Genomic DNA, 23,920 nt, shown 5'->3' on the forward strand with positions numbered 1-23,920 from the left:
GATAACAGACTGTCGGTAGTCACGAGGAGGAAGAGTAACATGATGGAAGCCAATAAGTTAGCCGTGGATGTTCAACGAATTCACCAGTTGAATTCATTGCTCCGTCCCTTTATTAAGCGACCAAGCAGCGGGGATGCAATTACGTTCGAACAATATCGGATTCTACACGAACTCGCAATGGAGAAGGTCAGCACCAGTGAATTGGCACGGCGCCTCAACGTAGGTCAATCAATGATTTCAATTCAGATTAGCCGGTTATTAAATAACGGGTATATCGATGATGAAACGTTGGCCACAGACCGGCGTTACCACGTCTTTGAGATTACGACGCGTGGGCGGCGCATTGAAGAACACGTCAGTGACGTGCTCAACCAAGAGCTGCCAGAGCTGATTAAGCAACTGACCGAGGTTGTGAATGATCATTAATGCGTTAACAAAAGAAGATGCAAGACGACTTGCATCTTCTTTTGTTGCGCACAGCGGGGCTAGTGGGCAATCGAAAGACGACGTGTTGGGTGCTAGTGGGTGGCTAACCGGCGTTTGAACCCGCTAGCCCTTTTGCGACGCACCAGCGGTTGACTAAAGCGCAAAAAAAAGCCTGGACGCTCACGCCCAGACTCTGATGGTTAATTTATTCTGCTGCTTCAAGTGGTTCATCGTCCGGCTCAGCCAGTGGCTTGCCGGCCGCATCGACGAGTTGAAGCTCGCTGAAGCGGATGACCACTAAGTCACCGAAGGAATCAATCTTATCCGTTTCCTTCTTAGACAGTTGTTCAGGTTCAACTTTCACCAGAGCAGAATGTTCGTAGATTTTGGTGATGGTCCCGTAGAATGGATCTGAGAAAAGTTCGGTCTTTTCACAAAACACCCGGTTGTCTTCGTGTAATGCCATGAGCAATCGTCCCCCATAAAAGTAATTTATAACAGATTAAAGGTCACGTGCCCAAAAGTCAAGGGAATTTTACGAAAAACGTTAAATTGGTCAAATAATTCAGGGGAAAAGTTAGTCAATGAACAAATTAATTGGCATTAGAGGCGCCGAAGCTGATCGATCCGGGACTGGGCGGTGAAATTCTGCAGGGATTCGGTCTGCTGGGCCAGTTTAGTGGCCAGTTCCGTTAGAAAGTTTAACTCCAGCTCGGTTAATGGCCGTTCGTTCTGAGCGGCGGTCAGGAGACCGTCCACAGCCGTCGTGAGTTGGGCGTTGGCGGCGAGCACCTGTTTAAAGGCCGCGGTCCCAGAAAGTCCCGGCAATCCGGTTGTTTTGAGATGGGTGGCCTGCGGCGTGGTGGCCGTCGTCGCTGGATCAGCGGTAGCGGCCCGCTGTGCTTGACGTTGAATCTTGGCCGGGGCCGGGGTGTTCACATCGAAATAGTAATAGACTTCGCGTGGCTTGACCGCGGCCTTTTTAATGCGGGGATCGATGGAAGGCGCAGCGGACACGGCTCCCATGACCACGGATTGGACGTAGCCGAGTTTACCCAACATTTCCCGGAGCTTAACGGCTCGAATGCCACGAATACCGGGGAACATCTCCTCGGAAACCACCTCCGAAGTCTGATCATCCTGTAACCAAGTGATGATCTGTTGGCGAATCTTTGCTGCTTGACTGTTTTTCGTATTTGCCATTATGGGCCTCCATCGAAATTGCGTTATTACTAGTCGAATAATCAATAAATTTAGGGCCGGCTGACCAGCGGTGCGGCACTTGCGCGGGATCGCCCGAGTCCATTAATTACACTATTATTAATCATTGAAACATGTTTCCCCGTTCGCTGGCAAGGGGGATGCCTTAAGTTTTCGCAAATATCGTGAACAAATCCATCGTGGTTAATCTTTTTACAGTAAGTATGGTACAATCTAAGTACATAGAGGAACTATTCTGGTGAAGCCGGGCCCCTCGTGGTTTGGCAAGGCTGACATCACCGTGCGCACGTAGGTTAATCATGGATGAATGAGCCGTGATTGTCGATGGCCACGGCACGTTTTCCAATCTTGATTGGCTACGGGCCGATAATGGAAGGGGCGCGTTGCCGCGACCCTTCCTTTTATTTTGGTGCCGTGGCCCGAATAGTTTCAATCAATTTAGGAGTGAACAATTTTGCACATTTTTAGAGATGAAAACGGGATTCGTCTGGTCGTATCCCACCAGCTCGGACATTACGCCGTCCATTTTGCGGAATACGCCCCCGAACAAGAATTCGTGAATTACGGTCTGAGTAAGGATCGGCATGGCCGTTATCATCTGACCATCGAGAAGACGAATATAACCGAATTAGACCAACCTGTTTTTAAGAAGGAATTGGTCTTCGGTGATCTTGGCGACAGCCTCACGCCGATTGACGGCGTCACGTTAATGTTGATCTAATAGCAAGGACATCTCAGTCGGTGACTGGGGTGTTTTTTTGTTTCACCCTGAATTGCGCAAAAAAGACCGGAGCTTTTGGTTGCTAAATGTAACTATTAGTATTACAGTATAAGCGTAAACCAAAAGTAAAGGGGATAATCTTCATGACAAACGTATTAGTACTAGGCGCCAATGGTAAGATTGCCAAGTTGGCAACAGCCCAGCTTTTAGACAATGACCAAAATCACCTCACATTATTTTTGCGTAACGCACAACGCCTCGCGGACGCTGCCAGTGACCGGGTCACCGTATTTGAAGGTGACGCCAGCAGTGTTGCCAATCTGAAGTCGGCGATGGCGGGTATCGATGTTGTTTATGCCAATCTGGCGGGCCACAACATTGAGGACGAGGCTAAAGCAGTGGTGGCGGCCATGGCGGCTAGTCACGTTAAGCGACTAATCTGGATTTCAACGTTGGGTATTTACGATGAGGTCCCCGGTAACTTTGGCCGTTGGAACCACCAAATGTTGGACGGTGGGTACCTCGAAACCTATGCGGCCGCAGCGAAGATCATTGAAGATTCCGATCTGGATTACACGGTGATTCGCCCGGCATGGTTGGACAACAAGGACGAGGTTGATTACGAAACCACGCAAAAGGGCGAAGCGTTCAAGGGGACCGAGGTTTCCCGGAAGAGCATTGCCGCTGTGGTGACGAAGCTGGTTGCCAATCCAACGGAAGCCGTTCGCGAATCACTCGGGGTGAACAAGCCCAACACCGATGGTGACAAGCCAGCCTGGTATTAGAATCGTTAGATGAGGGGTTAGGGACCGCGAAAATTAAAAAAATAATTTTCTTACTATAATTCCCCGTATGTCAGCGCTACGCTTCAACTCATCAAAAATGTAGATTCAAAAAGTGTGCATTGCAGATGGATTCGCGGTATAACTATGTTGTGTGTTGCGCAATGCCACACGACATTTGTGTCAGGTCTCACTTAAATTGGAATCAATTTACTAAGCACATCTCTGTGAAACTTTTCCTCCAAACAAGAACCCATGGAATTTGCCTGGAATTGATTCATATGTTGCGATATCGCCACCGCTTTGAACGGGTTGGCGATATTTTTTTACCTTTGAGAAAGGGCGTCCCTGCAACGTTTCGACGGAGGTGAGCAAAATTAATCGAGAAGTTATGGCTTTTCTATTGCAAACGCTTACAACCCGTGTTACTATTATGTCACGGAAAGGAATTAAAGGTTGTGATGGCATCACATGATCTAGTTGATTCAATGCTTTACGAAACTGATTTCCGTTTTCACGTAAGTCAGATTTACGAGTAGAGAAACCTGTACCACAGAATGTTTAGACAACTCCGATAAACCTTCTAACGAACTCTGGTAGAGTCAAGTGACAAGTTCAAGAATGATGAATTAACTGAATATAGTGTCAGCTTAGCGCTTCACGTAAGCGCATGTGTTTAGAGACGTGTAGACAGTGTTACAAGCGTTAACTAGAGCTCGGATGTTACGGTGACAGAGGTCATGCAAGGATTTCAAGTAGAATCGTTAGAGCGTGTTCTGTTAGGGTAATGAAGGCATTAAGATTCACCGAAACAAACCAAAACGGTAGCCTGAAATAAAATATAGTATGAGTATACGGTTGCGTCAGTTGGTGCGAAATATGAGTTATGAGGCGATTAAGTATTAAGATGATTATGAAACGGGAATTACGTCACAACCTCCTTTCCGGAAGTTAGCGGACTTCAAGTTATCTCCATTCAACTTGAAGCCCGTTTTTATGACTTCTGGAGTAGGTTGTTCGACTCAACCAAGCTGTGGCGGGTTTAAAATATGGTAAACCGCGTAAAACAGTTTGACAGTTTTGCTTCCCGGTGGTACGGTATTTGCAGTTAGATGATAGCGCTAACATATCGGGCAAAGTCGCTTAGTAAATCCTTTTATGCTTTTGGGCGCCAGTTCGGCTAATTGCGGGGATGCCGGGGATTTGAGCCGCTCACTACCGCTGGTTAAGGGGCATAATGTTCGGAAATCGAGTTTCTCAGATTTCTTGCAATCAGCCATTTACAGGCGCTCGCGGAAACGGTATATTATTACTAGACCGAAAAAACGTCCAGTAGATTTTGGAACGGACGCTGACCTAAGGAGTGAGAGTTGATGGCCTTTCATCGCATTTTCGTGATTGATTTCGCTGGATTAGGACTGGGGGAAGCCCCGGACGCAAATCGCTTCCAGTCGGTCGGAACTGATACATTAGGTCATGTGGCGGTTAGTTGGTCGGGTAAACTAAATCTTCCAACATTACAGCGCTTGGGACTCGGAAACATTCGGGTTGGCCATCCGCTACTGGGGATTAATCCAGTTGCCGCACCAATGGGCTTCTACGGTCGCCTTCATATGGCCGCGCAGGATAATCATCCAGAAACAGGCCTACGTGAGATGTGGGATTATAACGGGCGGACCCGTACACAGAGTGTGTTGGCTACCTTACCCGAGGCGGGGTATCCCGTCACGATTGCCGCCCCATTTCTGAGTTACCTGCAAACCCAGGACGCCGCTGAGAAGGTTCAACTGGGGAGTAACCAGGAAGCCTTCCGTGTGTTCAATGAATTGTTGTACCGGCCGTCCTCGGGGATGGCACTGATCATGTTGCCTGATTTCCGGTTTGCCGGGGAGCAGGGCGACACCGCAGCGTTCGGCGAGTCATTGATGGCCACCGACCAGGCACTGGGCCAGATTATTCATGACATGGGGGTCAATGATCTCCTGATTGTGACGGCCAGTCACGCAGTCGATCCCACCATTGCCGTGACGCCGACGCGGGAATATTTACCGGTGTTGGCCTATTCGGCATCGCGGCCAAGTACCCACGCGTTAGGCATTCGGCGCACGCTTGCCGATGTTGGCGCAACGGTTCTTGAGAACTTCGGTTTAGCGAGTCACGCGGCCGGACATAGCTTTTTAAATGAATTTACGCAGTAGAAGAAGTTTTGAACGAACCTTGAAAGGGGGTGAGGGTGCATCATCGTTAGGGGGTAACCACTAGGTTGCAAAGGTCAACGTCGAGTAGGCAACGATACATCTATTATTTTGCAATTTCACCATTCGCCGAAAACGTTGAAATCTAGGGTTACGAACTGATGCCGTTCGTTCGTAACAGAAGTTATGCGGTACATAATTTCTGCAGCCACATCGTGTCAACTTTTGTATGGCAAACGTCCATACATCAAAGAATAATATCGGAAAGAGGTATTTTGACCAATGCTAGTCGCAGTCAATATTTTAGGGGTAATTGTTTACCTCGCCATCGCCTTCTTATTCTCAAAGAATAAGAAAAAAATCAACTGGAAATCAACTGGGATTGTTTTAATTCTTAACTTGGTTCTGGCTTGGTTCTTCACCAGTTTCTCAATCGGGCAAGACATCGTTAAGGGTGCCGCCGATGGATTCAACTGGTTGGTTCAAGTGGCTTATCAAGGGATCGTCTTTGCCTTGCCTAACTGGGTAACCCCAGAATTCGGTGGGACTGCTAAGTCGATGAACTTCATCACAAGTTCACTGCTGCCAATCTTATTGGTTGTTCCAATGTTCGATATCCTGACATACATCGGGGTATTGCCTTGGATCATCAAGTGGGTTGGTCGTGGCCTTTCCTTCATCACTGGACAACCTAAGTTCGAATCATTCTTCTCTGTTGAAATGATGTTCTTAGGGAACACTGAAGCCTTAGCCGTTTCTCAATTACAATTAAAGAGCATGCGTAAGGAACGTAACTTGACGCTTGCCATGATGTCAATGTCATGTATCACGGCCTCCATTCTGGGTGCATATACCCAAATGGTGCCTGGTCAATTTGTTCTGACGGCCGTTCCAATTAACATCTTGAACGCCATTATTGTAACGAACATGTTGAACCCTGTTGAAGTGGCACCTGAAGAAGATACCATCGCCAAAATCGGTGGTTCTAGCTCCGCTGCTGAAGCAGATGCTGTTGAAGACAACGGTAAGAAGGAACCATTCTTCTCATTCTTGGGTGATTCTATCCTGGGTGCCGGCCGTCTGATCTTGATCATCGCCGCCAACGTTATCGCCTTCGTTGCGTTAGCTGCATTGATTGACCGGATTCTTGAACTGTTCAACCCATGGTTATCTCTGGAACACATCTTAGGGATCATCATGTTCCCATTTGCTTGGTTAATGGGTCTGAACGTCCACGATGCCTTCGGCTTTGCCCAATACATGGGGACTAAGCTGGTTACGAACGAATTCGTTGTCATGGGTAAGATTGCTTCTACCATCAACACTGATGCATTCTCCGCTCACTACCGTGCCATCTTGACTGTCTTCTTAACTTCCTTCGCGAACTTCTCAACTACTGGGATGATCATTGGTTGTTTCAAGGGGATCGTTGACCGTGAAAACAACGAATTGATTTCTAAGAACGTTGGCTACATGTTACTTTCCGGGATCTTAGTTTCCCTGCTTTCCGCCGGGATCGTTGGTCTCTTCGTTTGGTAAGATGTTCCACGCTTTAGATAAGATTCAAGTTTAAAAATTGATAGCCCAGGGCCGTTGGCTTTGGGCTATCTGTGTCAAAAGCGCGCTTAATTAATGCCTTGATATTAGGATTTTAGTACAGGCATTAGTGACCAATGAGCTGAATCAGTCAGTTTTGTTGGATGACGCGCGGCAGGCACAAGTTAATTGGTGAACAGCGGTTGGTCTCTTGCGGCAAGTCTGAGCCGTGAGGGCGGGCAAAATAGGCCCAGCCGTGAAAATTCTTTTAGCGGCTTGCCGCTTAGAGAATTGGTGCACTTGAAACTCGGTTTATAGAGGTTCAAGTGCAAGTCGGAAGACCACTCTGTGGCTTCCGGCGACCGTTCACAGCGTTCCGGCCTATTTTGACCGCCCGGTAAGGCGACTGGTTAACCATAACGTGGCAACATGCCGTTCACCATAACTTTTAACAAATGTTGTGTACAATGTAGCGAGACTAATTCGTAACTGTTCGGTTAGTCCGTACGGGTGCCGACCTTCCTAGCTGGGAAGTGAAACCCAGCCAGATGCGTGAGACCATCTGGTTGCAAAGCCCGTTGAAGTTTGTGCGTCGGTGAACCGGCGCATCGAAAGATAGGGATTTTTATGGATAAGCAACAATCGCAGGTGGAATTAGCGAATAACATGACGCTACGAGAAGCCTTGCGGCATAAGGATGTCGTCCGCAACGAACTGATCGCGGGAGTTACTGGCTTTTTCGCCATCTCGTATATTATCATTGTGAACCCGTTGATTTTAAAGGATGCGGGAATTCCCACCGATTTGAGTGTCTTTGCGACCATCTTTTCTTCGGTTATTGGGTGTTTGGTGATGGCCTTCTGGGCTAACGCGCCAATCATCTTAACACCGGGGATGGGGGTCAATGCCTTCTTTACCTACACCATCGTGGTGAACATGGGTTTGAGTTGGCAAGAAGCCCTCGGAATTGCGGCGGTCGCCAGTTTTATTTACATGCTGATCGCCTTTACCAAGGTGTCGACCATTCTCTCGGAGGCGATTCCCGAATCGTTAAAGAGTGGGATTACTGCGGGGATTGGGCTCTTCCTGGTGGAGATTGGCCTGGAGAAAGCCGGGCTGATCGTCGCGGGGAAGACCTCGTCACTAGTTGTTCTGGGAGATCTAACCAAACCCACGCCGTTACTGGCCTTGTTTGGGTTAGTCCTCAGCTTGATTCTGTACATCCGGAAGGTGAAGGGGAATTTCTTCATTGCGATTATCGCCACGAGCCTGGTCGCGTTCTTCTTTGGAATCAAGGATAGCGATACGCCCAGTGTTGACCTGGCACGGCTAGGGCAATACCACGAGATTGTCTTCAAGAATGATTTCTCTCACTGGTTGAGTACGCCATTTATCTTGGCCGCCTTCTCGATGACCATGATTCTGGTCTTTGAATCCATGGGACTCCTGCAAGGCTTGCTGCCCAACCAAAAGAAGTTCAAGAAGACCTTTGAGGGGAGTTCGGTGACGACCTTCCTGTCGAGCTTCTTGGGAACCAGCCCCACGGTTGCCGCGGCCGAAAGTGCTTCGGGAATCGAGACTGGCGGGCGGACCGGGATTATGGCGTTGGTCGCCGCAGTCCTGTTCGCATTGTCGCTGGTCTTCGTGCCCCTCTTGGCTTACGTGCCATCCGCGGCGATTGCGCCGGTGATTATCATTACCGGGGCGTTGATGATGGCGGCGATTGGTAACATTAAGATGGCCGATTTCTCCGAGTGGTTCCCCGCATTCTTGATTATCGTGTTGATTCCATTCACCAACAGTATTTCAACGGGTCTGGCCTTTGGCTTCGTGTGCTACCCGATTATGAAGGTCGCGCTAGGTAAGGCCAAGGACATGACCTGGCCCGTCTACCTGTTAGGCGTGCTGTTTCTGCTTGATTTAGTATTTAGTGCCCTGCTGTAATGGCGGGGTTTCACTTAAGGGTTTAACGTAAGCGGTTACGGCCGCGATTAAAACCGAATTAATTTCATTGGGAGGAAACAAAAATGACGACAAAAATTATTATGGATACGGACCCCGGAATTGATGATGCAGCTGCTTTAACCATGGCGATCAACGACCCTAGCATTGACTTGAAGTTGATCACGACGGTGGCGGGTAACGTGACGGTCGACAAGACCACGATCAACGCCCAAAAGATCGTGCGGTTCTTCAATGCCAACATCCCAGTGGCCGCCGGTGCCGAACAACCACTGTTCAAGGACTTTGAAGATGCTGCGCGGATTCACGGGGAATCCGGGATGCCAGGTTACGACTTCCCAACTGATCTGCCAAAGCCTTTGGCAAAGACGGCCGTAGAAGCCTTACACGATGAAATCATGGCCAGCGACGAACCTATTACGTTGGTTCCAACGGGTTCATACACCAACATCGCCTTACTGTTCTCCGAATACCCAGAAGTAAAGAGTCACATCAAGCAAATCGTGGCCATGGGTGGTGCCTTAGGCAAGGGGAACATGACCAGTGCCGCCGAATTCAACGTCTTCACCGACCCAGATGCCGCCGCAATCATGTACAAGTCCGGCGTGCCAATTGTGATGGTTGGCTTGGACATTACCATGAAGGCACTATTGACCCACGAAAGCATCGAAGAACTGCCTAAGATTAGCGAAACGGGTAAGATGCTGCATGACATCATCGTCAACGATGGTGACAACAGTGACAAGGGTATTGCCATGCATGACGTGAACACCATCTTCTACCTGCTTCACCCAGAAGCTATCACCACGGAAGACATGTGGATCGACGTGCAAACAGACGGCCCAGCTATTGGTGAAACGGTCGGTGATATTCGTGGCGCTTACCACGATGGCAAGACCAACGCTAAGGTTTCCGTTGACATCGACGCGGTCGAATTCAACAAGTGGTTCCTTGAAGAAGTTCGGGCAATTAAGGACTAATTCAGCCAAATAAAAGTGTCACAGTGATCCCGGTTCGGCCAACGTCAAAGTTGTCTGGACCGGGATTTTTGGCGATGATAAGGCGGCCAGCTCCTCGCAAGCTGACGGCCACAAACGACTCAGAACTTTTACAAAAACAAGAGAATTTCCATACAGAAACGATACATCCGCTTGCTATCATGGGGTTAACTCAAGGGGAAGAGGATGATCATATGTCCACAACAGACATCGAGACGTTGATCATACTGATTGTGACTTGGTTGCCGATGTTATGGATTTCTCGACCGGCCAAACATCATAGCTAGTCCGCGAGTGTGTTCGCGAACTGAGTGGAAGGGCGTAGTGAATGTGTGAAGTTCACTGCGTCCTTTAAGCGTGCCAACAATCATTTCGCGGACAATTGGTTCAGCAATTGCGTTAGATTGCTCACTATTTGCGAAAACTTTACATGATGTTGACAGGGATCATACCGATTATTTACATTAATTCGCTATGCTGAGAGTAACTTAGCGAACGTTTCGATCGCCGACACGGGGTATGTCGGCGGTAGATTTTCAGTCTTTATTTCGGGGGGGAGAAACGGGGCCATGAATAAATTTACCATCGTACACTTATCGGATCCGCAACTCACAGCGGCCGCCGTCGAACCACAGCATCATCAACAGGTCCTACCAATTGTGAAGCTTCAGCGGATTTTTGACGACGTACTCGCCCATCAGATTCAGCCGGACCTCATCGTGATCAGCGGTGATCTGGTGCAGGACGGGACCGGACAGGATTACGCGCAGTTACGCACGTACCTAACGGCGCAGTCCGAGCGCTTGCAAGCGCCCATTCAGGTGATCCTCGGTGATCAGGACGACCGTGAAGCCTTTAATGCCGGCTATTTAGCGCAGACACATCAGCCGTATTACGCCTACAAGCAGATATATCAGAATATGGATTTTTACTTTCTCGATTCCAAATGGGAAGCCACTAAAGAAGCCGGTTGGCTGGATCGCGAACAGTTGGACTGGTTGAATAAGAACCTACACATTGCACCGCGGCGCCGGGCCTTTATCTTCCTGCATCACCCACTGGATGCGCCAGCGCTACGTGCCATGCGGTATGCCCTGCTACAGAACAATCGGGAATTACTGGCCATTCTGCACGGGCACAATATCGGGGGCATCTTTACCGGCCATTTACACTTTGGCGCGAGTTACCTGGTCGATAACACGATTCCCGTGACGGTTGTTGGCTCGGCGGCAACCTACATTAACTGTCAGGACCCGCATTACCATGAAGTCTATGATGCGATTAACTACAACGTCATCACGATTCAACGGGGGATGGCGAGTGTCACCAACCATCCGCTATACTTAGGGCAGCAGATTATCGACACGATTACCGTCAGCAATACCGGGTTTGCCAAACACCGTCCGCGGTTGATGGGCCCGCGACGTCCGGTTAACGAGCCGTTCATGTGAGCGCCAGGGTAGCCTTTTTAATGACAACGTCACCCCCAAGCTTTTTGGAAGGGAGGATTCCTAGCGTAGCGCCGGGAGTCCTCCCTTTGATTATTTTCCCAGTGATAGGCGTTTCATGTGAACCGAATTTTCGGTATAATAGGAAACGACGTGATTGCGAACTGACCACACCTGGTCTGATTTGGCTGGGTCGTCGGTTGCGTTTCGCAGATAAGTAAGGTAAAGTATAATCAAACGTGAAACAATTGTGTTTCACAGAAGTTAACTGGGAGAGAGTGTATGAATCCAGAAGAGTTTCGTGCCGCGCTAGCCACGCAAGGCATTACGTTAACCGCAACACAGGAACAGCAATTTGCAACGTATTTTGCGTTCTTAGTTGCGACCAATGAACACGTCAATTTAACGACGATTACGGCGGAGCCAGATGTCTATTTGAAACATTTTTACGACTCACTGACCCCTGCTTTTTATGTGCCCGCATTGCGAACGGAACCCCTGACGGTTTGTGACGTTGGTGCCGGTGCCGGGTTTCCATCCCTGCCGCTTAAGATCCTGTTTCCCCAGCTTCAGATTAGCATCGTCGATTCGTTGAACAAGCGGATCACGTTCTTAAACGAACTGGCGGCTAAGCTCGATCTGACCGGCGTGGCCTTTCACCATGCCCGCGCTGAAGAATTCGGTGGCAAGCGCGCCGCCAACCGTGAGGGCTATGACTTGGTACTCGCCCGAGCAGTTGCGCGGATGTCCGTGCTCAGCGAACTCTGCTTGCCTTTGGTAAAGGTCGGCGGCCAGTTTGTGGCGTTAAAGGCAGCGGCCACCGCCGATGAACTAGCGGTGAGCCAAACGGCCATCACGACGCTGGGCGGTCAACTCAGCGCCGATCATGCGTTTGAATTGCCCGTTAGCCATGACCAACGCCACATCGTGGTCATCGACAAGGTTAAGCACACACCTAAGCGTTACCCCCGTAAAGCGGGAACGCCGAACAAAGAACCGTTAGAAGATTAATGGGATGGGGGTAAGATAATTGCCATTTTCATTATTTGGAAATAATCGGGAAAAGGCGACACAGCCGACACATCCCGTGAAACAAAACGTGGTGATGATTCCGGTTGACCAGATCATTCCCAACCGGTTCCAACCGCGCCAACGGTTTGATCCCACGGCCATCACCGAGCTGGCCCAGACGATTGAAGAACATGGCTTGCTCCAACCAATCGTGTTACGTCAGTACGAGCCCGACCATTACGAGATTATTGCTGGCGAACGGCGCTTTCGGGCGGTGAACAGTCTGAAATGGACCGAGGTGCCCGCCATCGTTGAAGAGATGAGCGATGACGAGACGGCGTCCATGGCGCTGATTGAAAACCTCCAACGTGAGGAACTTTCCGCGATCGAAGAGGCCCACGCTTATCAACAATTGATGACGCTCAACCACATGACCCAGGCCCAGTTGGCCGAAGGTATTGGTAAGAGTCAGGGCTTTGTGGCCAACAAGCTACGGCTTCTGAAGTTAGCCGAACCCGTGCGCAACGCCATTTTGAACCGGCAGATCACCGAACGTCACGGCCGCGCCTTGCTTGCGTTACCGGTCGACGATCAACCGGCCATGTTACAGCGGATCGCTGACGGTCAACTGACCGTCAAGGAGACTGAGGCCTTGATTGCCAAGCAAAAGCAGCCCAAACGGCGGCGTAAGGTAACCAAGCACGGCGTTTCCGGCGATACGCGGGTAGCCGTGAACACGATTCGCCAATCGGTGAAGATGGTCACGGACGCGGGCATGTCGTTGACGACTAAGGAAGAAGAAACTGCAGACAGTTACCGGATCATTATTGACATTCCCAAAGAAAGCTAGAGGTGGAACGACATATGGGCTATATCATCGCATTAGCCAATCAAAAAGGTGGCGTGGGTAAGACCACGACCGGGGTTAACCTGGGGGCGGCATTGGCCTCCGCTGGCCAGAAGGTCTTGTTGGTCGATACCGATGCCCAAGGCAACGCGACCAGCGGCGTGGGCATTCAAAAGGCCGCCATTGAACGCGAAGTTTACGACGTCTTGGTCAACGAGACGCCGATTAACGACGCGATTTTGCATACGGAACATCCGGGGTTGGATATCGTGCCCGCAACCATCCAGCTTTCTGGTGCTGAGATCGAGCTCACACCCATGATGGCGCGGGAGACGCGGTTAAAGGACGCCTTGGATGAGATTCGCGATCAGTACGATTATATTTTAATCGACTGTCCGCCTTCGCTGGGACTGTTGACCATCAACGCCTTTACGGCGGCCAACTCCATTCTGATTCCGGTGCAGAGCGAGTACTATGCGCTAGAAGGCCTGACCCAGCTGTTGAACACGGTGAAGCTGGTTCAGAAGCACTTCAACCGTGAACTGAAGATTGAAGGCGTGCTGTTGACCCTGTACGATGCCCGGACCAATCTGGGAAAGCAGGTCAACGAAGAAGTGAAGAAATATTTCCAAAACAAGGTCTACGCCACGATCATTCCGCGGAATGTGCAGTTGGCGGAAGCACCTAGTCACGGGATGCCGATTATTGATTACGCACCCAAATCCAAGGGTGCTGAGGTGTACACTGAACTCGCAAAGGAAGTGCTAGCTGCCCATGGCAAGTAAGAAAGAGAAAAGTTTAGGACGCGGGATTGACGCGCTGTTTGCCGAGAACGGCGTGGATGCTGGGGAAGAAACGGTCGTTGACTTGACGTTGGCCGACATTCGCCCCAACCCGTACCAACCACGGCAGAAGTTCGATCACAAGGGATTAAACGACTTAGCGGCTTCCATCGAAAAGACGGGGGTCTTCCAGCCGATTATTGTGCGTCAACCGGACAAGCGGGCCAACCGTTACGAGATTCTTGCGGGCGAGCGGCGTTTCCGGGCTTCCAAATTAGCTGGTAAGGAGACGATTCCCGCGATTGTTAGAGACGTTACTGAAGAACAGATGATGGAGATTGCCGTGTTGGAGAATCTCCAACGCGAAGATCTGACGCCCCTTGAAGAGGCCGAGGCCTACGACACGTTGATGACTAAGCTCACCCTGACGCAGGCGCAGGTCTCCGAACGTTTAGGCAAGAGTCGGCCGTACATCGCCAATTACTTGCGGCTATTGGGCCTACCCAAGGCCGTCAAAGACATGCTCCAAAAAAACGAGCTGTCGATGGGCCAAGCGCGGACGTTACTGTCCCTAAAGGATAAGACCAAGTTGGTGGCTTTAGCCAAGAAGGCCGTGGCGGATGGCATGACCGTTCGTGCGTTGGAGGCCGAGGTCAGCAAGCTCAACGGCGCGGCGAAAAAACTCGCCAAGAAGCCGGCCAAGAAGAAGTCGCCGTTCCTACGTTCGACGGAGAACCAGCTCCAAGAACGCTTTGGCACGCAGGTTTCCATCAACGAGGGCAATGGCGACGATCATCAGGGTCGGATTGAAATTGAATACCTCTCCAATGACGATTTGAACCGCATCTTGGATCTGTTGAACATTCACACGGATTAAGCAGGGAGGCCAAAGCATGTACGATTTAGGCGATTTGGTGGAAATGAAGAAGCCCCATCCTTGTGGTGCGAACCGCTGGGAGATTACCCGGATGGGCGCCGATATTAAGATCAAGTGTACGAATTGTGGCCACGTGGTGATGTTATCACGGCGCGAGTTTGAAAAGAAATTAAAAAAGGTATTGGTTCGTAAGGCCGACACCGATAACGGAAAGAGTGAATAATTGCTATGTCATTAACTGCAGGGATCGTTGGCCTGCCGAACGTCGGGAAGTCAACTTTATTTAACGCGATTACCAAGGCGGGCGCTGAAATGGCGAACTACCCGTTTGCTACGATCGACCCAAACGTGGGGATGGTGGAAGTTCCAGATAGCCGTCTCGACCGGATTCAGGCCTTAATTCCAGCCAAGAAGGTCGTGCCAACTACGTTTGAATTCACGGATATTGCCGGGATCGTCAAGGGTGCCAGCAAGGGTGAAGGTCTGGGGAACAAGTTCCTGGAAAACATTCGTCAGGTTGACGCCATTGTCCACGTGGTACGGGCATTTGACGATGACAACATCACCCACGTGTCCGGGAAGATCGATCCGATCGATGATATTGAAACGATTAACTTGGAACTGGGTCTGTCCGACCTGGAAGCCGTCAACAAGCGACTCGCCAAGGTGGAACGGGCGGCCAAGGGAAGCGACAAGGAAGCCAAGGCCGAGTTGGCCGTTTTAACCAAGATTAAGCCCGTCCTCGAAGACGGGGGTGCCGTGCGGACCATCGACTTTGACGAAGACGAGACCAAGATTGTGAAGGGTCTCTTCCTCTTGACCTCTAAGCCAGTGCTGTACGTGGCTAACATCGCCGAAGACGACATGGCCGATCCCGAAAGCTCCAAGTACTTCAAGAGCATTCAGGACTACGCGGCCAAGGAAGGCGCCGAAGCCATTGCCGTGGCTGCCGAAGCCGAAGAAGAGATTGCCGAGTTGGATGACGACGAGAAGCAAGACTTCTTGGAAGCTGAAGGCGTCGAGGAACCTGGGTTAAACCGGTTAATTCGGGCCTCATACCACCTCTTAGGTCTGCAAACGTTCTTCACGGCTGGTGGTAAGGAAACCCGTGCTTGGACGTTTAAGACGGGCACTAAGGCCCCTCAAGCGGCCGGAATCATTCACTCCGACTTCGAACGTGGGTTTATCCGCGCCGAAGTCATGGCGTTCGATGATCTGGACAAGTACGAATCCGAAGCGGCCGTTAAGGAAGCCGGCAAGCTGCGGGTTGAAGGTAAAGACTACGTGATGGAAGACGGCGACATCGTCGAATTCCGGTTCAACGTTTAGAAGGGAACAGAAGTAGATGAGTGATAACAAGCAAACTCCGCGGAATGCGGGCGTTCACCAGAAGCGAAATAATGTCGCTGTGAGTGAACGGGCAGCGTTTGATAATATCGGGTTAACCAAGCGTAACGCCGAATACATGTACCGCTTCAACAAGGAACTTGAGAAGACCAAGTTGACGCCAGAGAAGAAGGCCAAGGCCGTGCAGGACATGGTTAATGAGCTAGTTGAAGGCCAGAAGAGCGGGAAGACCGGGAAGAATACTTATGGTGGAATCGAAGAACGGGTCAAGGAAGTCGTTGAAGGCCCAACCAAGCCGGACAATGAACTGTTTGGGCGCAACTATTGGCCCAACATGTTGTACAACGCCTTGACGTTCTTCATGATCTTTAACTTGATGTTTGGGTTGATGTACCTCTTCTCACCGAAACTGATGACGACGAGCCGCCCCGTGGGGATTACGGCCATTACGGTCAGTGCCCTGATTGCCGGGTTCATCCTGCCCATCATGCCGCGGTTATTCAGTCCTAAGATCAAGCACAAGCTTAATGGCTTCGTGCGGGCCCTGATTGTCTTACTCGGGTTCCTGGTCTGGATGGCGTTGTTCTACCTGGCACAGATGTTACCAGGCGTGGTCAACCCAATCCTGATGCCATGGCCAAGCATTATCCTGGGCTTGGTTTCCATCGCAGTGATGTTCTGGATGCGGCGGACCTACAAGATCAATGGTGGGTTCTTCGGCTAGAACGGCGATTTCTTAGCGATAAATAGACTTTAAGTTTAAAGGCGATCAGTCGCCGTTACGTTCAGCGTAGCGGCGGCTGGTCGCCTTTTTTGGCGTTGCCCGGGACTGGCTAAGCCCGCGAATGATGACGCCGCTGTTGGACAGAAATCCCGCGATTACAGGTTTCAGTACCATCGCCTGGCCCGTGATTGTCCAGCGCCGCGATCATTTGGCGTTGGATTGATGACGCTACCCTAAGTTTAGCCCGGTACACCGCGTTTCCCGCTGATTTTTTTAAACCACTAACCGGGTAAATTCTATGGCTTGTCGTCCATCACCCAAGGACCTATGATGGCACCAAGTAGTTGAGCCAATCAGTGACTTAATGAAAAATTTCATTTCCAATGGGGAGGATTTCTTTATGAAGAAAATCTTTGGATATGTTTTGGGTTTAGTCGCAGCCTTGTTCGCTGCTGGTGCGGTCGCAACTGGTGCTAACGCTGATGGGAGTTCAGCCAATGCCGCCAGTGGGAGTAGTGATAATGCTAGCAGTGGCGCAGTTACGCCGTCAGCTGGAGCGGGGGATACCAGTGATACTGATGGGTTGACCGGGATTGCCGATACCAGTAGCAGTATGGTTAAGCCAGCAAGAAAGACCGTCAAGCGGGTCACCATTAAACGGATCAAGCGGGCCAAGACTTTGGCTGCTTCCAAGGAGATGCGGGGTCGGTTACACTATCGTAAGGATAGCCGCGATATCTTATTCCAGAAGGGTAAGAAGGGTGCCGAAGTGGAACTCTTTAATCGCAAGGGCCGCGAAGTCAAGAAGTTTCGGGTGGCCAAGAATGGCCGCTTCACGCTTAAGTTGACTAAGAAGCAAGCCAAGAAGTTGGATAAGGGCGGCAAGTACTTCCGCTTCGCTGTCCATCAAAAGGGCTATCGTCCTTATGAGATTCGCTACAACATTTACAAATAGAATGTGATGACTGTGCAGTAGCAGTGATGAGTTGGTAGACTGAGACTGTTGAATGAAGCAACTGAAGTCACTAGAAAAGACGTGGGCAACCACGTCTTTTCTTATCCATTCAGATTGATTGTTCAGCGAATAAATGAGGAGGGGACACCATGTTGCATCGAATCCGGTTGAAATTACGAAGTCCAGACGGCCAGTCATTGGGGTTGTTGGCGATTGTGGGGGCATTCATCATGACCTTTTGTTCCTACACGTCACCGGCCTTTTACTTTGATACGTCGCCGGATAACAACGCCTTCTTCACGGTGGGCAAGGCCATGATGCATGGGATTGTCCCGTACAAGGACATCTTTGAGCAGAAGGGGCCATACGTGTACTTCCTGCACGGTCTCGCCTATCTGGCCTCTTCGCGGAGCTTTCTGTTGATCTTTCTCTATGAGATTGCCACGGTCACCGCCGCGATGTTTCTGGTGTATAAATTAGCCAAATTACTCGGCGCAACGCAACTCCCAGCGCTATTGACCGCGCTCCTGTCACCGCTCTTGTTCCTCTATCATCCCTACTATGACTACGGCGATACCGTGGAGTTCTTCACGTTGCCGTTTCTGCTCTCGTTAGTCTATCTGATGATCTTGCTGGATCGTCGGGGATTTAAGGACAGTCACTGGTGGTTCTTCGCGCAGGGGGCTCTGGTGGGAATTGTCTTTCTGTCGAAATACACGCTGCTGGGTGCCTGGATCGTCTTCTATCTGGTCGTGATCGGTCGGCTCCTGGTCAAACGCCAGTGGCGCACGCTGGGACGGGTCGTCGGGTGGAGCGCGTTGGGCTTTCTTCTGACGACGTTGCCGTGGCTGATCTATTTTCTGGCGACGGGGTCGCTTGGGGCCTTTATCAAGGTCTACATTCTCTTCAATACCAAGGTCTACCTGACCTCGTCCGTGGCGGCCTTTGCCAATCTCGTCCAATCGGTGACGCTGGTCTCGCAGTTCTACTGGGGTAACGTGTTGTTCTTCGCCCTGGGCGTGGTGGGAACGCTGGTCATTATCTTTCAACCGGCCATCTTCCACAGTAACTTCGGGCGCGGACTCTACCTGGCGAGCGCATTGGGCTGTGATCTGTTGGCCCTGTATGGCTATCAGGCCGGGTCGGTGTATCAGTATTATCAGTTAATTTATTTTGGCTTCTTCGTGTTGCCCTTCATTTATTTCTGCCAGTTGTTCTTCCGGCACGTGCCCTTGCCGCGAACGGACGCGCCGTTCCCGATTCTCGTGACGTTACTGTTGAGCTTATTTCTCGTGTTAGGGGTCAATAACAACGTGACCGATTCGAAGGTATTTCCCAACAATTCGTCGATCACCGAACGGCAAACAACCAAGCCGCAACAGCCCGCCCAGATTGATTTTGGCCGCATCATGCGGCGGCAAACGCCCGCGGGGACGCGGTTGACCCTCCTCAACTACGGTTCGATCGACATGGGCTTTTACACGGCATCGGGCGCGGTTCCCAACACCTATTTCTTCCAGAACTACAACATCCCGCAGAGTGCGGCGCCCCAGATTTTACAGTCCCAACGTGAGACGATTCAGCAACATCGCGTCGAGTGGGTCGTTCTGAACACGCCGGCGGGTAAGTCGGTTAAGCAGTGGCAGGGCGGCAGTGGGCGCATCACCAGTGGTAACCTTAATCCCGGGACGGCAAAATTAAACAAAGTCCTGACGCGCCATTACCGCTGTGTTGCACAACATACCCAAGTCTTTGAGGGCGTCAATGTGACGTACTGGCTCTATCAGCGAAAGTAAGTCAGGCGGCTGCGAAATGCCGCGTGAAGTCAGACTGTACATGGTTATATGAATGCGTTCAATATTTGTTTATTCGTTGATTAGTTTAGTCTATCGTTTCGATTCGTTCCTAATAGTTCGGTGAGAGTCCTTGACCTGAGTGGCCTAGACTGGTAAATTTAGAAACAATATCTCCCAGGATTCCTAACCGAGCCTGAGACTAAATTAAAGAGGAGCGATATCAACTATGTCTAATTGGGACACGAAGTTTGCTAAAGAAGGAATCACATTTGATGATGTTTTGTTAATACCCGCAGAGAGTCACGTCTTGCCGAATGAAGTTGATTTGAGTGTCCAATTGGCGCCAAACTTGAAGTTGAACGTTCCTTTCCTGAGTGCCTCCATGGATACGGTCACGGAGACCAAGATGGCCACGACCATGGCCCGTAACGGTGGTCTGGGCGTCATCCACAAGAACATGAGTGCCGAGGCGCAGGCCCAGATGGTCGCCGACGTTAAGGCGATTGAAAATGAGGCCGATCAGTATCCCCACGCGGCCGTCGATGCCAACAATCACTTGCTGGTGGCCGCTGCGGTAGGGGTAACCTCCGACACCTTTGACCGGGCCGGCGCCTTGCTTAAAGCCGGTGCCGATGCCATCATCATTGATACGGCGCACGGCCATTCCGCCGGTGTGCTCCGTAAGGTTGGCGAGATTCGTCAACATTTTCCCGATGCCACGCTGATTGCCGGTAACGTGGCAACCGGTGAAGGCACCCGGGCCCTGTTCGAAGCGGGTGTCGACGTGGTTAAGGTCGGCATCGGCCCTGGTTCGATCTGTACGACACGGGTCGTGGCCGGTGTTGGGGTTCCCCAGATCACCGCGATTTACGATGCCGCAAACGTGGCACGTGAATTTGGCAAACCGATCATCGCCGATGGGGGTATCAAGTACTCCGGCGATATCGTCAAAGCCTTAGCCGCCGGTGGCAACGCCGTCATGTTTGGTTCCATGCTGTCCGGGACGGATGAAGCCCCTGGCGACATTATCGAAGACGGCGGCAAGAAGTACAAGACGTACCGGGGGATGGGAAGCTTGGCCTCCATGTCTCACGGCTCTGCCGATCGGTACTTCCAAGGCGGCGTCAACGAAGCCAACAAGCTGGTGCCAGAAGGCATTGAGGCTCGCGTGGAATACAAGGGCAGTGTCAACGACATCCTCTTCCAAATGGTCGGGGGCTTGCGTTCCGGGATGGGCTACACGGGCAGTGCAACCATCCAAAGCCTGATTGACAACGCGCAATTCGTCCGGATTTCGAACGCCGGATTGATTGAATCTCACCCACACGATGTCCAAATCACGAAGGCCGCACCAAACTACAAATAAGCATTAAAATTGGGAGACCAGCACTTCAGCCACATTGCGTGGCGGTGCCGGTCTCCTTTTGGATTAAATAGGGATGTGTGTGGTAGTCAATATAGTGCTTGCTGGCTGCCTTGCCAGGCTGAATTGCTGAGGAAGGCCGGCCCGAGCCACAGAGCGGTCTCGGACCTTGCTTTGAGCCGAAAATTCACCGTCTCAAAGTCACTGATTTTGTGGTAAAGAACGCCACAAAATCTCCTGGCTCGGCTAGCGGTCTTGGGCAACACTGATTGGTTTACTCCAAAGTGATTGGCGTGGTGGGAGCTTCTTCCATGGTTGGTAGTTTACTGACGCCAAGAATGACGACTTGCTTAGTGGTTTCGTTCATGGATGACGGTTGTTTGGGACTCCAATGGACTATCGACCATCGAATTTATGTCAGAGACAGTGAAGTCACTTCAGCCGTGACCGCTAACTTCAGGTGAGAGCACCACTGACTAGACGGGTTCTTGGGGCTTAACCAATGTTGAGAGGAAAGAAAATTGTAGCCGAGAGTGAGCCGAATTTGGGCTCAGCCGTGGGATTTTCCAAGTGATTTACTTGGAAAATGGCGACTTTGAAACTCGTTTCTCAGAGGTTCAAAGCGAGGTCCAAGACCGCTCCTCAGGCTTGGACCGGTCCTTCCCACAGCGTTCCAGCCCAAATTCGGCGAACGGTAAGGCGGCCAGCAACCACCAGTGTGATTTCACCCTCAAAAAAGTTAAGCGTCAGTTAACCTTCAAGTTGGCGGTCGCGTGGCAAATAGTGTAAGATTAAGGAATGGTTAAGTGCCTTACGCCCGGCTAAAGGTTCGGGTTTTCCGGTCGCCACCTGGCTGTTATTTGTTAAACTAGACGTAAAGCCACGGGGCAGGACCGCTAGTGATTTACCCTAGCAGAAAAAGGAGAACAACCCACATGAAAATTTTAGTTGTCGATGATGATAAAGAAATTGCACAATTACTTGAGATTTATATCAAAAATGAAGGTTACGAACCCCTGACCGCCTACAACGGCAAGGAAGCGCTGACCAAGCTCCACACCACGCCAGACATCGCATTGATGATCTTAGACATCATGATGCCCGAGATGAGTGGAATTGAGGTCATGAAGGAAGTTCGGAAAGACTCTCAAATTCCCATCTTAATCCTGTCGGCCAAGACCGGGGACATGGACAAGATTCAAGGCTTGATTTCCGGAGCCGATGATTACGTCACGAAGCCATTTAACCCCTTGGAAGTCATGGCCAGAGTCAAGTCGCTGTTGCGGCGGAGTCAGGATCAGGTGACCGATGATAGCCCAGATGTCTTGGACATTGGGACGTTGACGATCAACAAGGATTCCCACGAAGTCAAGACGATTGCCGGCAAGACGGTTTCGTTGACGGCGCTGGAATTTGGGATTCTTTACCTGTTGGCCAGCCATCCGAACCGGGTCTTCTCGGCCGATGAGATCTTCGAGCGCGTTTGGCGGCAGGAAAGTATCGTGTCGGCCAAGACCGTCATGGTGCACGTGAGTCACTTGCGGGATAAGATCGAAGACGCCACCAACGGCGAAAAGGTCATTCAAACCGTTTGGGGCGTGGGTTACAAGATTGAATCACACTAAATTTAGCGTTACCAGAAGAGTAGGAGCACGACATGAAACCACGGAACAATCATTTTAATAAGCAGGCGGATCGCTCATGAAGCTAACCACGCGTGAGAAGAGTGCGCTATTCATGGAAGGCGTCGTCACCGTCATTCTCCTGTTGATGCTGAATCTGGCCTTGCTGGTGCTGATCGTGCAGGCCATCGAGAGCAATCCCGGCCTGCGTGATGGGATCTTCATCATCAAACGGTCGGTCGTTTTGGGGCCCAACCACTTTCAATTGTGGAGCTGGGAAAATCTGTTCATCGGTTTAATGCTGGTGGCGGACGCCATGGTCGTGTGGTGGCGGTTGATCCGGCGTTACCGGCAAATGCAGTTGCGCCACATCATTGACGAACTGCACTACATCGCCAACGGTCACTTCGACCACCGGATTCCGTTCCGGGTGAGTGGTGACGTGCAGCGGGTCGTGGATTCCGTGAACGCGCTGGTGGATTCCGTGATTAATTCCATGGATGAGGAGCGGGCGATTGAGAAGTCCAAGGACGAGCTGATTACCAACGTCAGTCACGATATTCGGACGCCATTGACGTCGATTATTGGCTATCTGGGGCTGATTGAAGACAAGCAGTACCATAGTGAGGACGACCTTCTCAAATACACGCACACGGCGTTTTTGAAGTCGAAACAGATGAAATCTCTGGTGGACGATCTCTTCGAATACACCAAGGTCCGGCAGACGGATACGCCGCTGAGCTTGACCAACATTAATTTGGCCGCCATGCTGGAACAGTTGGGTGCCAGTTTTGAACTGGAGGCCCAGAAGAAGGGCATGACGATTGGAGCGGAGAATTCGTCGGAGACCATGATGATGGAGGCCGACCCCGAAAAGTTGGTGCGGGTCTTCAACAATCTGGTGTCGAACGCCTTGAAGTATGGCGATGGCGGGAAGCACATCAATCTGGTGGCTAAACAACTCAGCGCTTCCGAGCTCGAGGTACGGGTCACCAACGATGGGCCGAAGATCCCCAAGGAATCGTTGAACATGATCTTTGAGCGGTTCTACCGCGTCGAGGAGTCGCGCTCCAAGGAAACCGGCGGGACCGGCCTGGGCTTAGCGATTGCCCAGAGCATTGTCGCCTTACACGGCGGCTACATTTACGTGGAATCGGACGACGCGTTGACTAGCTTTGTGATTCATCTGCCGGTCAAGCACGACCAGCCACTGGAGATCCCGCAACGGTTAAAGACGCCGGGACGCTAAATGATTTGACAAGAGTTTGCATAAAAGATGGCCACTTTGGCCTTACATAAGACAGAGG

At 50.9% G+C, this 23,920-nt stretch carries 22 protein-coding genes; 20 read left to right on the forward strand and 2 right to left on the reverse strand.

Translation table 11 applies throughout. The features are described from left to right. Positions 1 to 39: 39 nt before the first annotated feature. Positions 40 to 426: a MarR family winged helix-turn-helix transcriptional regulator gene (locus tag HEQ50_RS06085; protein ID WP_168899638.1), complete on the forward strand. Its 387-nt coding sequence runs from the start codon at positions 40 to 42 to the stop codon at positions 424 to 426. Between the two features lie 205 nt (positions 427 to 631). On the opposite strand, the gene HEQ50_RS06090 is transcribed toward HEQ50_RS06085, so the two are convergent. Further along, entirely contained in the window at positions 632 to 892 is a 261-nt protein-coding gene (locus HEQ50_RS06090; protein WP_168899639.1) for a hypothetical protein, read from the reverse strand. A 137-nt stretch (positions 893 to 1,029) separates the two neighbouring features. Further along, positions 1,030 to 1,629 carry a hypothetical protein gene (locus HEQ50_RS06095; RefSeq protein WP_168899640.1) on the reverse strand — a complete coding sequence of 200 codons (600 nt, stop codon included), beginning with the start codon at positions 1,627 to 1,629 and terminating at the stop codon, positions 1,030 to 1,032. Positions 1,630 to 2,101: 472 nt separating this feature from the next. On the opposite strand from HEQ50_RS06095, the gene HEQ50_RS06100 reads away from it, so the two are divergent. The 19 genes from HEQ50_RS06100 to HEQ50_RS06190 all read left to right on the forward strand — a co-directional run bounded on the left by HEQ50_RS06100 (position 2,102) and on the right by HEQ50_RS06190 (position 23,862). Beyond that, on the forward strand, positions 2,102 to 2,368 hold the full coding sequence (locus HEQ50_RS06100) for a hypothetical protein (protein WP_168899641.1): 267 nt from the start codon (positions 2,102 to 2,104) through the stop codon (positions 2,366 to 2,368). A gap of 143 nt (positions 2,369 to 2,511) precedes the next feature. Next, positions 2,512 to 3,153, forward strand: a complete 642-nt coding sequence (locus HEQ50_RS06105) for an SDR family oxidoreductase (protein WP_168899642.1) — start codon at positions 2,512 to 2,514, stop codon at positions 3,151 to 3,153. Between the two features lie 1,370 nt (positions 3,154 to 4,523). Then, positions 4,524 to 5,348, forward strand: a complete 825-nt coding sequence (locus tag HEQ50_RS06110; RefSeq protein ID WP_168899643.1) for a phosphopentomutase — start codon at positions 4,524 to 4,526, stop codon at positions 5,346 to 5,348. Between the two features lie 279 nt (positions 5,349 to 5,627). Beyond that, positions 5,628 to 6,884 (forward strand): NupC/NupG family nucleoside CNT transporter, encoded by a 1,257-nt coding sequence (locus HEQ50_RS06115; protein WP_168899644.1) that lies wholly within the window; start codon positions 5,628 to 5,630, stop codon positions 6,882 to 6,884. 624 nt (positions 6,885 to 7,508) lie between these two features. Beyond that, positions 7,509 to 8,825, forward strand: coding sequence for an NCS2 family permease (locus HEQ50_RS06120; RefSeq protein ID WP_168899645.1), 1,317 nt, complete (start codon positions 7,509 to 7,511; stop codon positions 8,823 to 8,825). Positions 8,826 to 8,908: 83 nt separating this feature from the next. Next, complete coding sequence (rihC, locus tag HEQ50_RS06125) at positions 8,909 to 9,823, forward strand: ribonucleoside hydrolase RihC (protein WP_168899646.1); 915 nt, start codon at positions 8,909 to 8,911, stop codon at positions 9,821 to 9,823. Positions 9,824 to 10,410: 587 nt separating this feature from the next. Next, the gene (locus HEQ50_RS06130; RefSeq protein WP_168899647.1) at positions 10,411 to 11,292 is read left to right on the forward strand and encodes a metallophosphoesterase; all 882 of its coding nucleotides are present in this window, start codon (positions 10,411 to 10,413) and stop codon (positions 11,290 to 11,292) included. Between the two features lie 279 nt (positions 11,293 to 11,571). Next, a complete protein-coding gene (rsmG, locus tag HEQ50_RS06135) occupies positions 11,572 to 12,300 on the forward strand; it encodes a 16S rRNA (guanine(527)-N(7))-methyltransferase RsmG (RefSeq protein ID WP_168899648.1) in 729 nt (242 codons plus the stop codon). Between the two features lie 19 nt (positions 12,301 to 12,319). Beyond that, positions 12,320 to 13,150, forward strand: a complete 831-nt coding sequence (gene noc / locus HEQ50_RS06140; protein ID WP_168899649.1) for a nucleoid occlusion protein — start codon at positions 12,320 to 12,322, stop codon at positions 13,148 to 13,150. Between the two features lie 14 nt (positions 13,151 to 13,164). Then, the gene (locus HEQ50_RS06145) at positions 13,165 to 13,932 is read left to right on the forward strand and encodes a ParA family protein (protein ID WP_168899650.1); all 768 of its coding nucleotides are present in this window, start codon (positions 13,165 to 13,167) and stop codon (positions 13,930 to 13,932) included. Continuing rightward, positions 13,922 to 14,806, forward strand: a complete 885-nt coding sequence (locus HEQ50_RS06150) for a ParB/RepB/Spo0J family partition protein (protein ID WP_168899651.1) — start codon at positions 13,922 to 13,924, stop codon at positions 14,804 to 14,806. Before HEQ50_RS06145 ends, HEQ50_RS06150 begins: the two co-directional genes overlap by 11 nt. Positions 14,807 to 14,822: 16 nt before the next feature. After that, positions 14,823 to 15,029: a DUF951 domain-containing protein gene (locus HEQ50_RS06155; RefSeq protein WP_168899652.1), complete on the forward strand. Its 207-nt coding sequence runs from the start codon at positions 14,823 to 14,825 to the stop codon at positions 15,027 to 15,029. Positions 15,030 to 15,034: 5 nt separating this feature from the next. Continuing rightward, positions 15,035 to 16,135, forward strand: a complete 1,101-nt coding sequence (gene ychF / locus HEQ50_RS06160; RefSeq protein ID WP_168899653.1) for a redox-regulated ATPase YchF — start codon at positions 15,035 to 15,037, stop codon at positions 16,133 to 16,135. A gap of 16 nt (positions 16,136 to 16,151) precedes the next feature. Then, entirely contained in the window at positions 16,152 to 16,877 is a 726-nt protein-coding gene (locus tag HEQ50_RS06165) for a DUF1129 domain-containing protein (RefSeq protein ID WP_168899654.1), read from the forward strand. Positions 16,878 to 17,277: 400 nt separating this feature from the next. Further along, a complete protein-coding gene (locus HEQ50_RS06170; protein ID WP_168899655.1) occupies positions 17,278 to 17,832 on the forward strand; it encodes a hypothetical protein in 555 nt (184 codons plus the stop codon). A 149-nt stretch (positions 17,833 to 17,981) separates the two neighbouring features. Further along, positions 17,982 to 19,628, forward strand: a complete 1,647-nt coding sequence (locus HEQ50_RS06175) for a DUF2339 domain-containing protein (protein WP_168899656.1) — start codon at positions 17,982 to 17,984, stop codon at positions 19,626 to 19,628. 226 nt (positions 19,629 to 19,854) lie between these two features. Then, positions 19,855 to 20,994 (forward strand): IMP dehydrogenase, encoded by a 1,140-nt coding sequence (locus HEQ50_RS06180; RefSeq protein ID WP_168899657.1) that lies wholly within the window; start codon positions 19,855 to 19,857, stop codon positions 20,992 to 20,994. Positions 20,995 to 21,926: 932 nt separating this feature from the next. After that, positions 21,927 to 22,616, forward strand: coding sequence for a response regulator transcription factor (locus HEQ50_RS06185; RefSeq protein WP_168899658.1), 690 nt, complete (start codon positions 21,927 to 21,929; stop codon positions 22,614 to 22,616). Positions 22,617 to 22,692: 76 nt separating this feature from the next. Further along, on the forward strand, positions 22,693 to 23,862 hold the full coding sequence (locus tag HEQ50_RS06190; protein WP_168899659.1) for a cell wall metabolism sensor histidine kinase WalK: 1,170 nt from the start codon (positions 22,693 to 22,695) through the stop codon (positions 23,860 to 23,862). The last annotated feature ends 58 nt before the right edge of the window (positions 23,863 to 23,920 follow it).

It is taken from the genome of Lactobacillus sp. HBUAS51381 (assembly GCF_012641095.1).
Taxonomy (GTDB): Bacteria; Bacillota; Bacilli; order Lactobacillales; family Lactobacillaceae; genus Levilactobacillus.

Coding starts and splice junctions, on each gene's coding strand:
- HEQ50_RS06085 (WP_168899638.1), top strand. CDS start 40: ATGATGGAAGCCAATAAGTTAGCCGTGGATGTTCAACGAATTCACCAG.
- HEQ50_RS06090 (WP_168899639.1), bottom strand. CDS start 892: ATGGCATTACACGAAGACAACCGGGTGTTTTGTGAAAAGACCGAACTT.
- HEQ50_RS06095 (WP_168899640.1), bottom strand. CDS start 1,629: ATGGCAAATACGAAAAACAGTCAAGCAGCAAAGATTCGCCAACAGATC.
- HEQ50_RS06105 (WP_168899642.1), top strand. CDS start 2,512: ATGACAAACGTATTAGTACTAGGCGCCAATGGTAAGATTGCCAAGTTG.
- HEQ50_RS06110 (WP_168899643.1), top strand. CDS start 4,524: ATGGCCTTTCATCGCATTTTCGTGATTGATTTCGCTGGATTAGGACTG.
- HEQ50_RS06115 (WP_168899644.1), top strand. CDS start 5,628: ATGCTAGTCGCAGTCAATATTTTAGGGGTAATTGTTTACCTCGCCATC.
- HEQ50_RS06120 (WP_168899645.1), top strand. CDS start 7,509: ATGGATAAGCAACAATCGCAGGTGGAATTAGCGAATAACATGACGCTA.
- rihC (WP_168899646.1), top strand. CDS start 8,909: ATGACGACAAAAATTATTATGGATACGGACCCCGGAATTGATGATGCA.
- HEQ50_RS06130 (WP_168899647.1), top strand. CDS start 10,411: ATGAATAAATTTACCATCGTACACTTATCGGATCCGCAACTCACAGCG.
- rsmG (WP_168899648.1), top strand. CDS start 11,572: ATGAATCCAGAAGAGTTTCGTGCCGCGCTAGCCACGCAAGGCATTACG.
- HEQ50_RS06145 (WP_168899650.1), top strand. CDS start 13,165: ATGGGCTATATCATCGCATTAGCCAATCAAAAAGGTGGCGTGGGTAAG.
- HEQ50_RS06150 (WP_168899651.1), top strand. CDS start 13,922: ATGGCAAGTAAGAAAGAGAAAAGTTTAGGACGCGGGATTGACGCGCTG.
- HEQ50_RS06155 (WP_168899652.1), top strand. CDS start 14,823: ATGTACGATTTAGGCGATTTGGTGGAAATGAAGAAGCCCCATCCTTGT.
- ychF (WP_168899653.1), top strand. CDS start 15,035: ATGTCATTAACTGCAGGGATCGTTGGCCTGCCGAACGTCGGGAAGTCA.
- HEQ50_RS06165 (WP_168899654.1), top strand. CDS start 16,152: ATGAGTGATAACAAGCAAACTCCGCGGAATGCGGGCGTTCACCAGAAG.
- HEQ50_RS06170 (WP_168899655.1), top strand. CDS start 17,278: ATGAAGAAAATCTTTGGATATGTTTTGGGTTTAGTCGCAGCCTTGTTC.
- HEQ50_RS06175 (WP_168899656.1), top strand. CDS start 17,982: ATGTTGCATCGAATCCGGTTGAAATTACGAAGTCCAGACGGCCAGTCA.
- HEQ50_RS06180 (WP_168899657.1), top strand. CDS start 19,855: ATGTCTAATTGGGACACGAAGTTTGCTAAAGAAGGAATCACATTTGAT.
- HEQ50_RS06185 (WP_168899658.1), top strand. CDS start 21,927: ATGAAAATTTTAGTTGTCGATGATGATAAAGAAATTGCACAATTACTT.
- HEQ50_RS06190 (WP_168899659.1), top strand. CDS start 22,693: ATGAAGCTAACCACGCGTGAGAAGAGTGCGCTATTCATGGAAGGCGTC.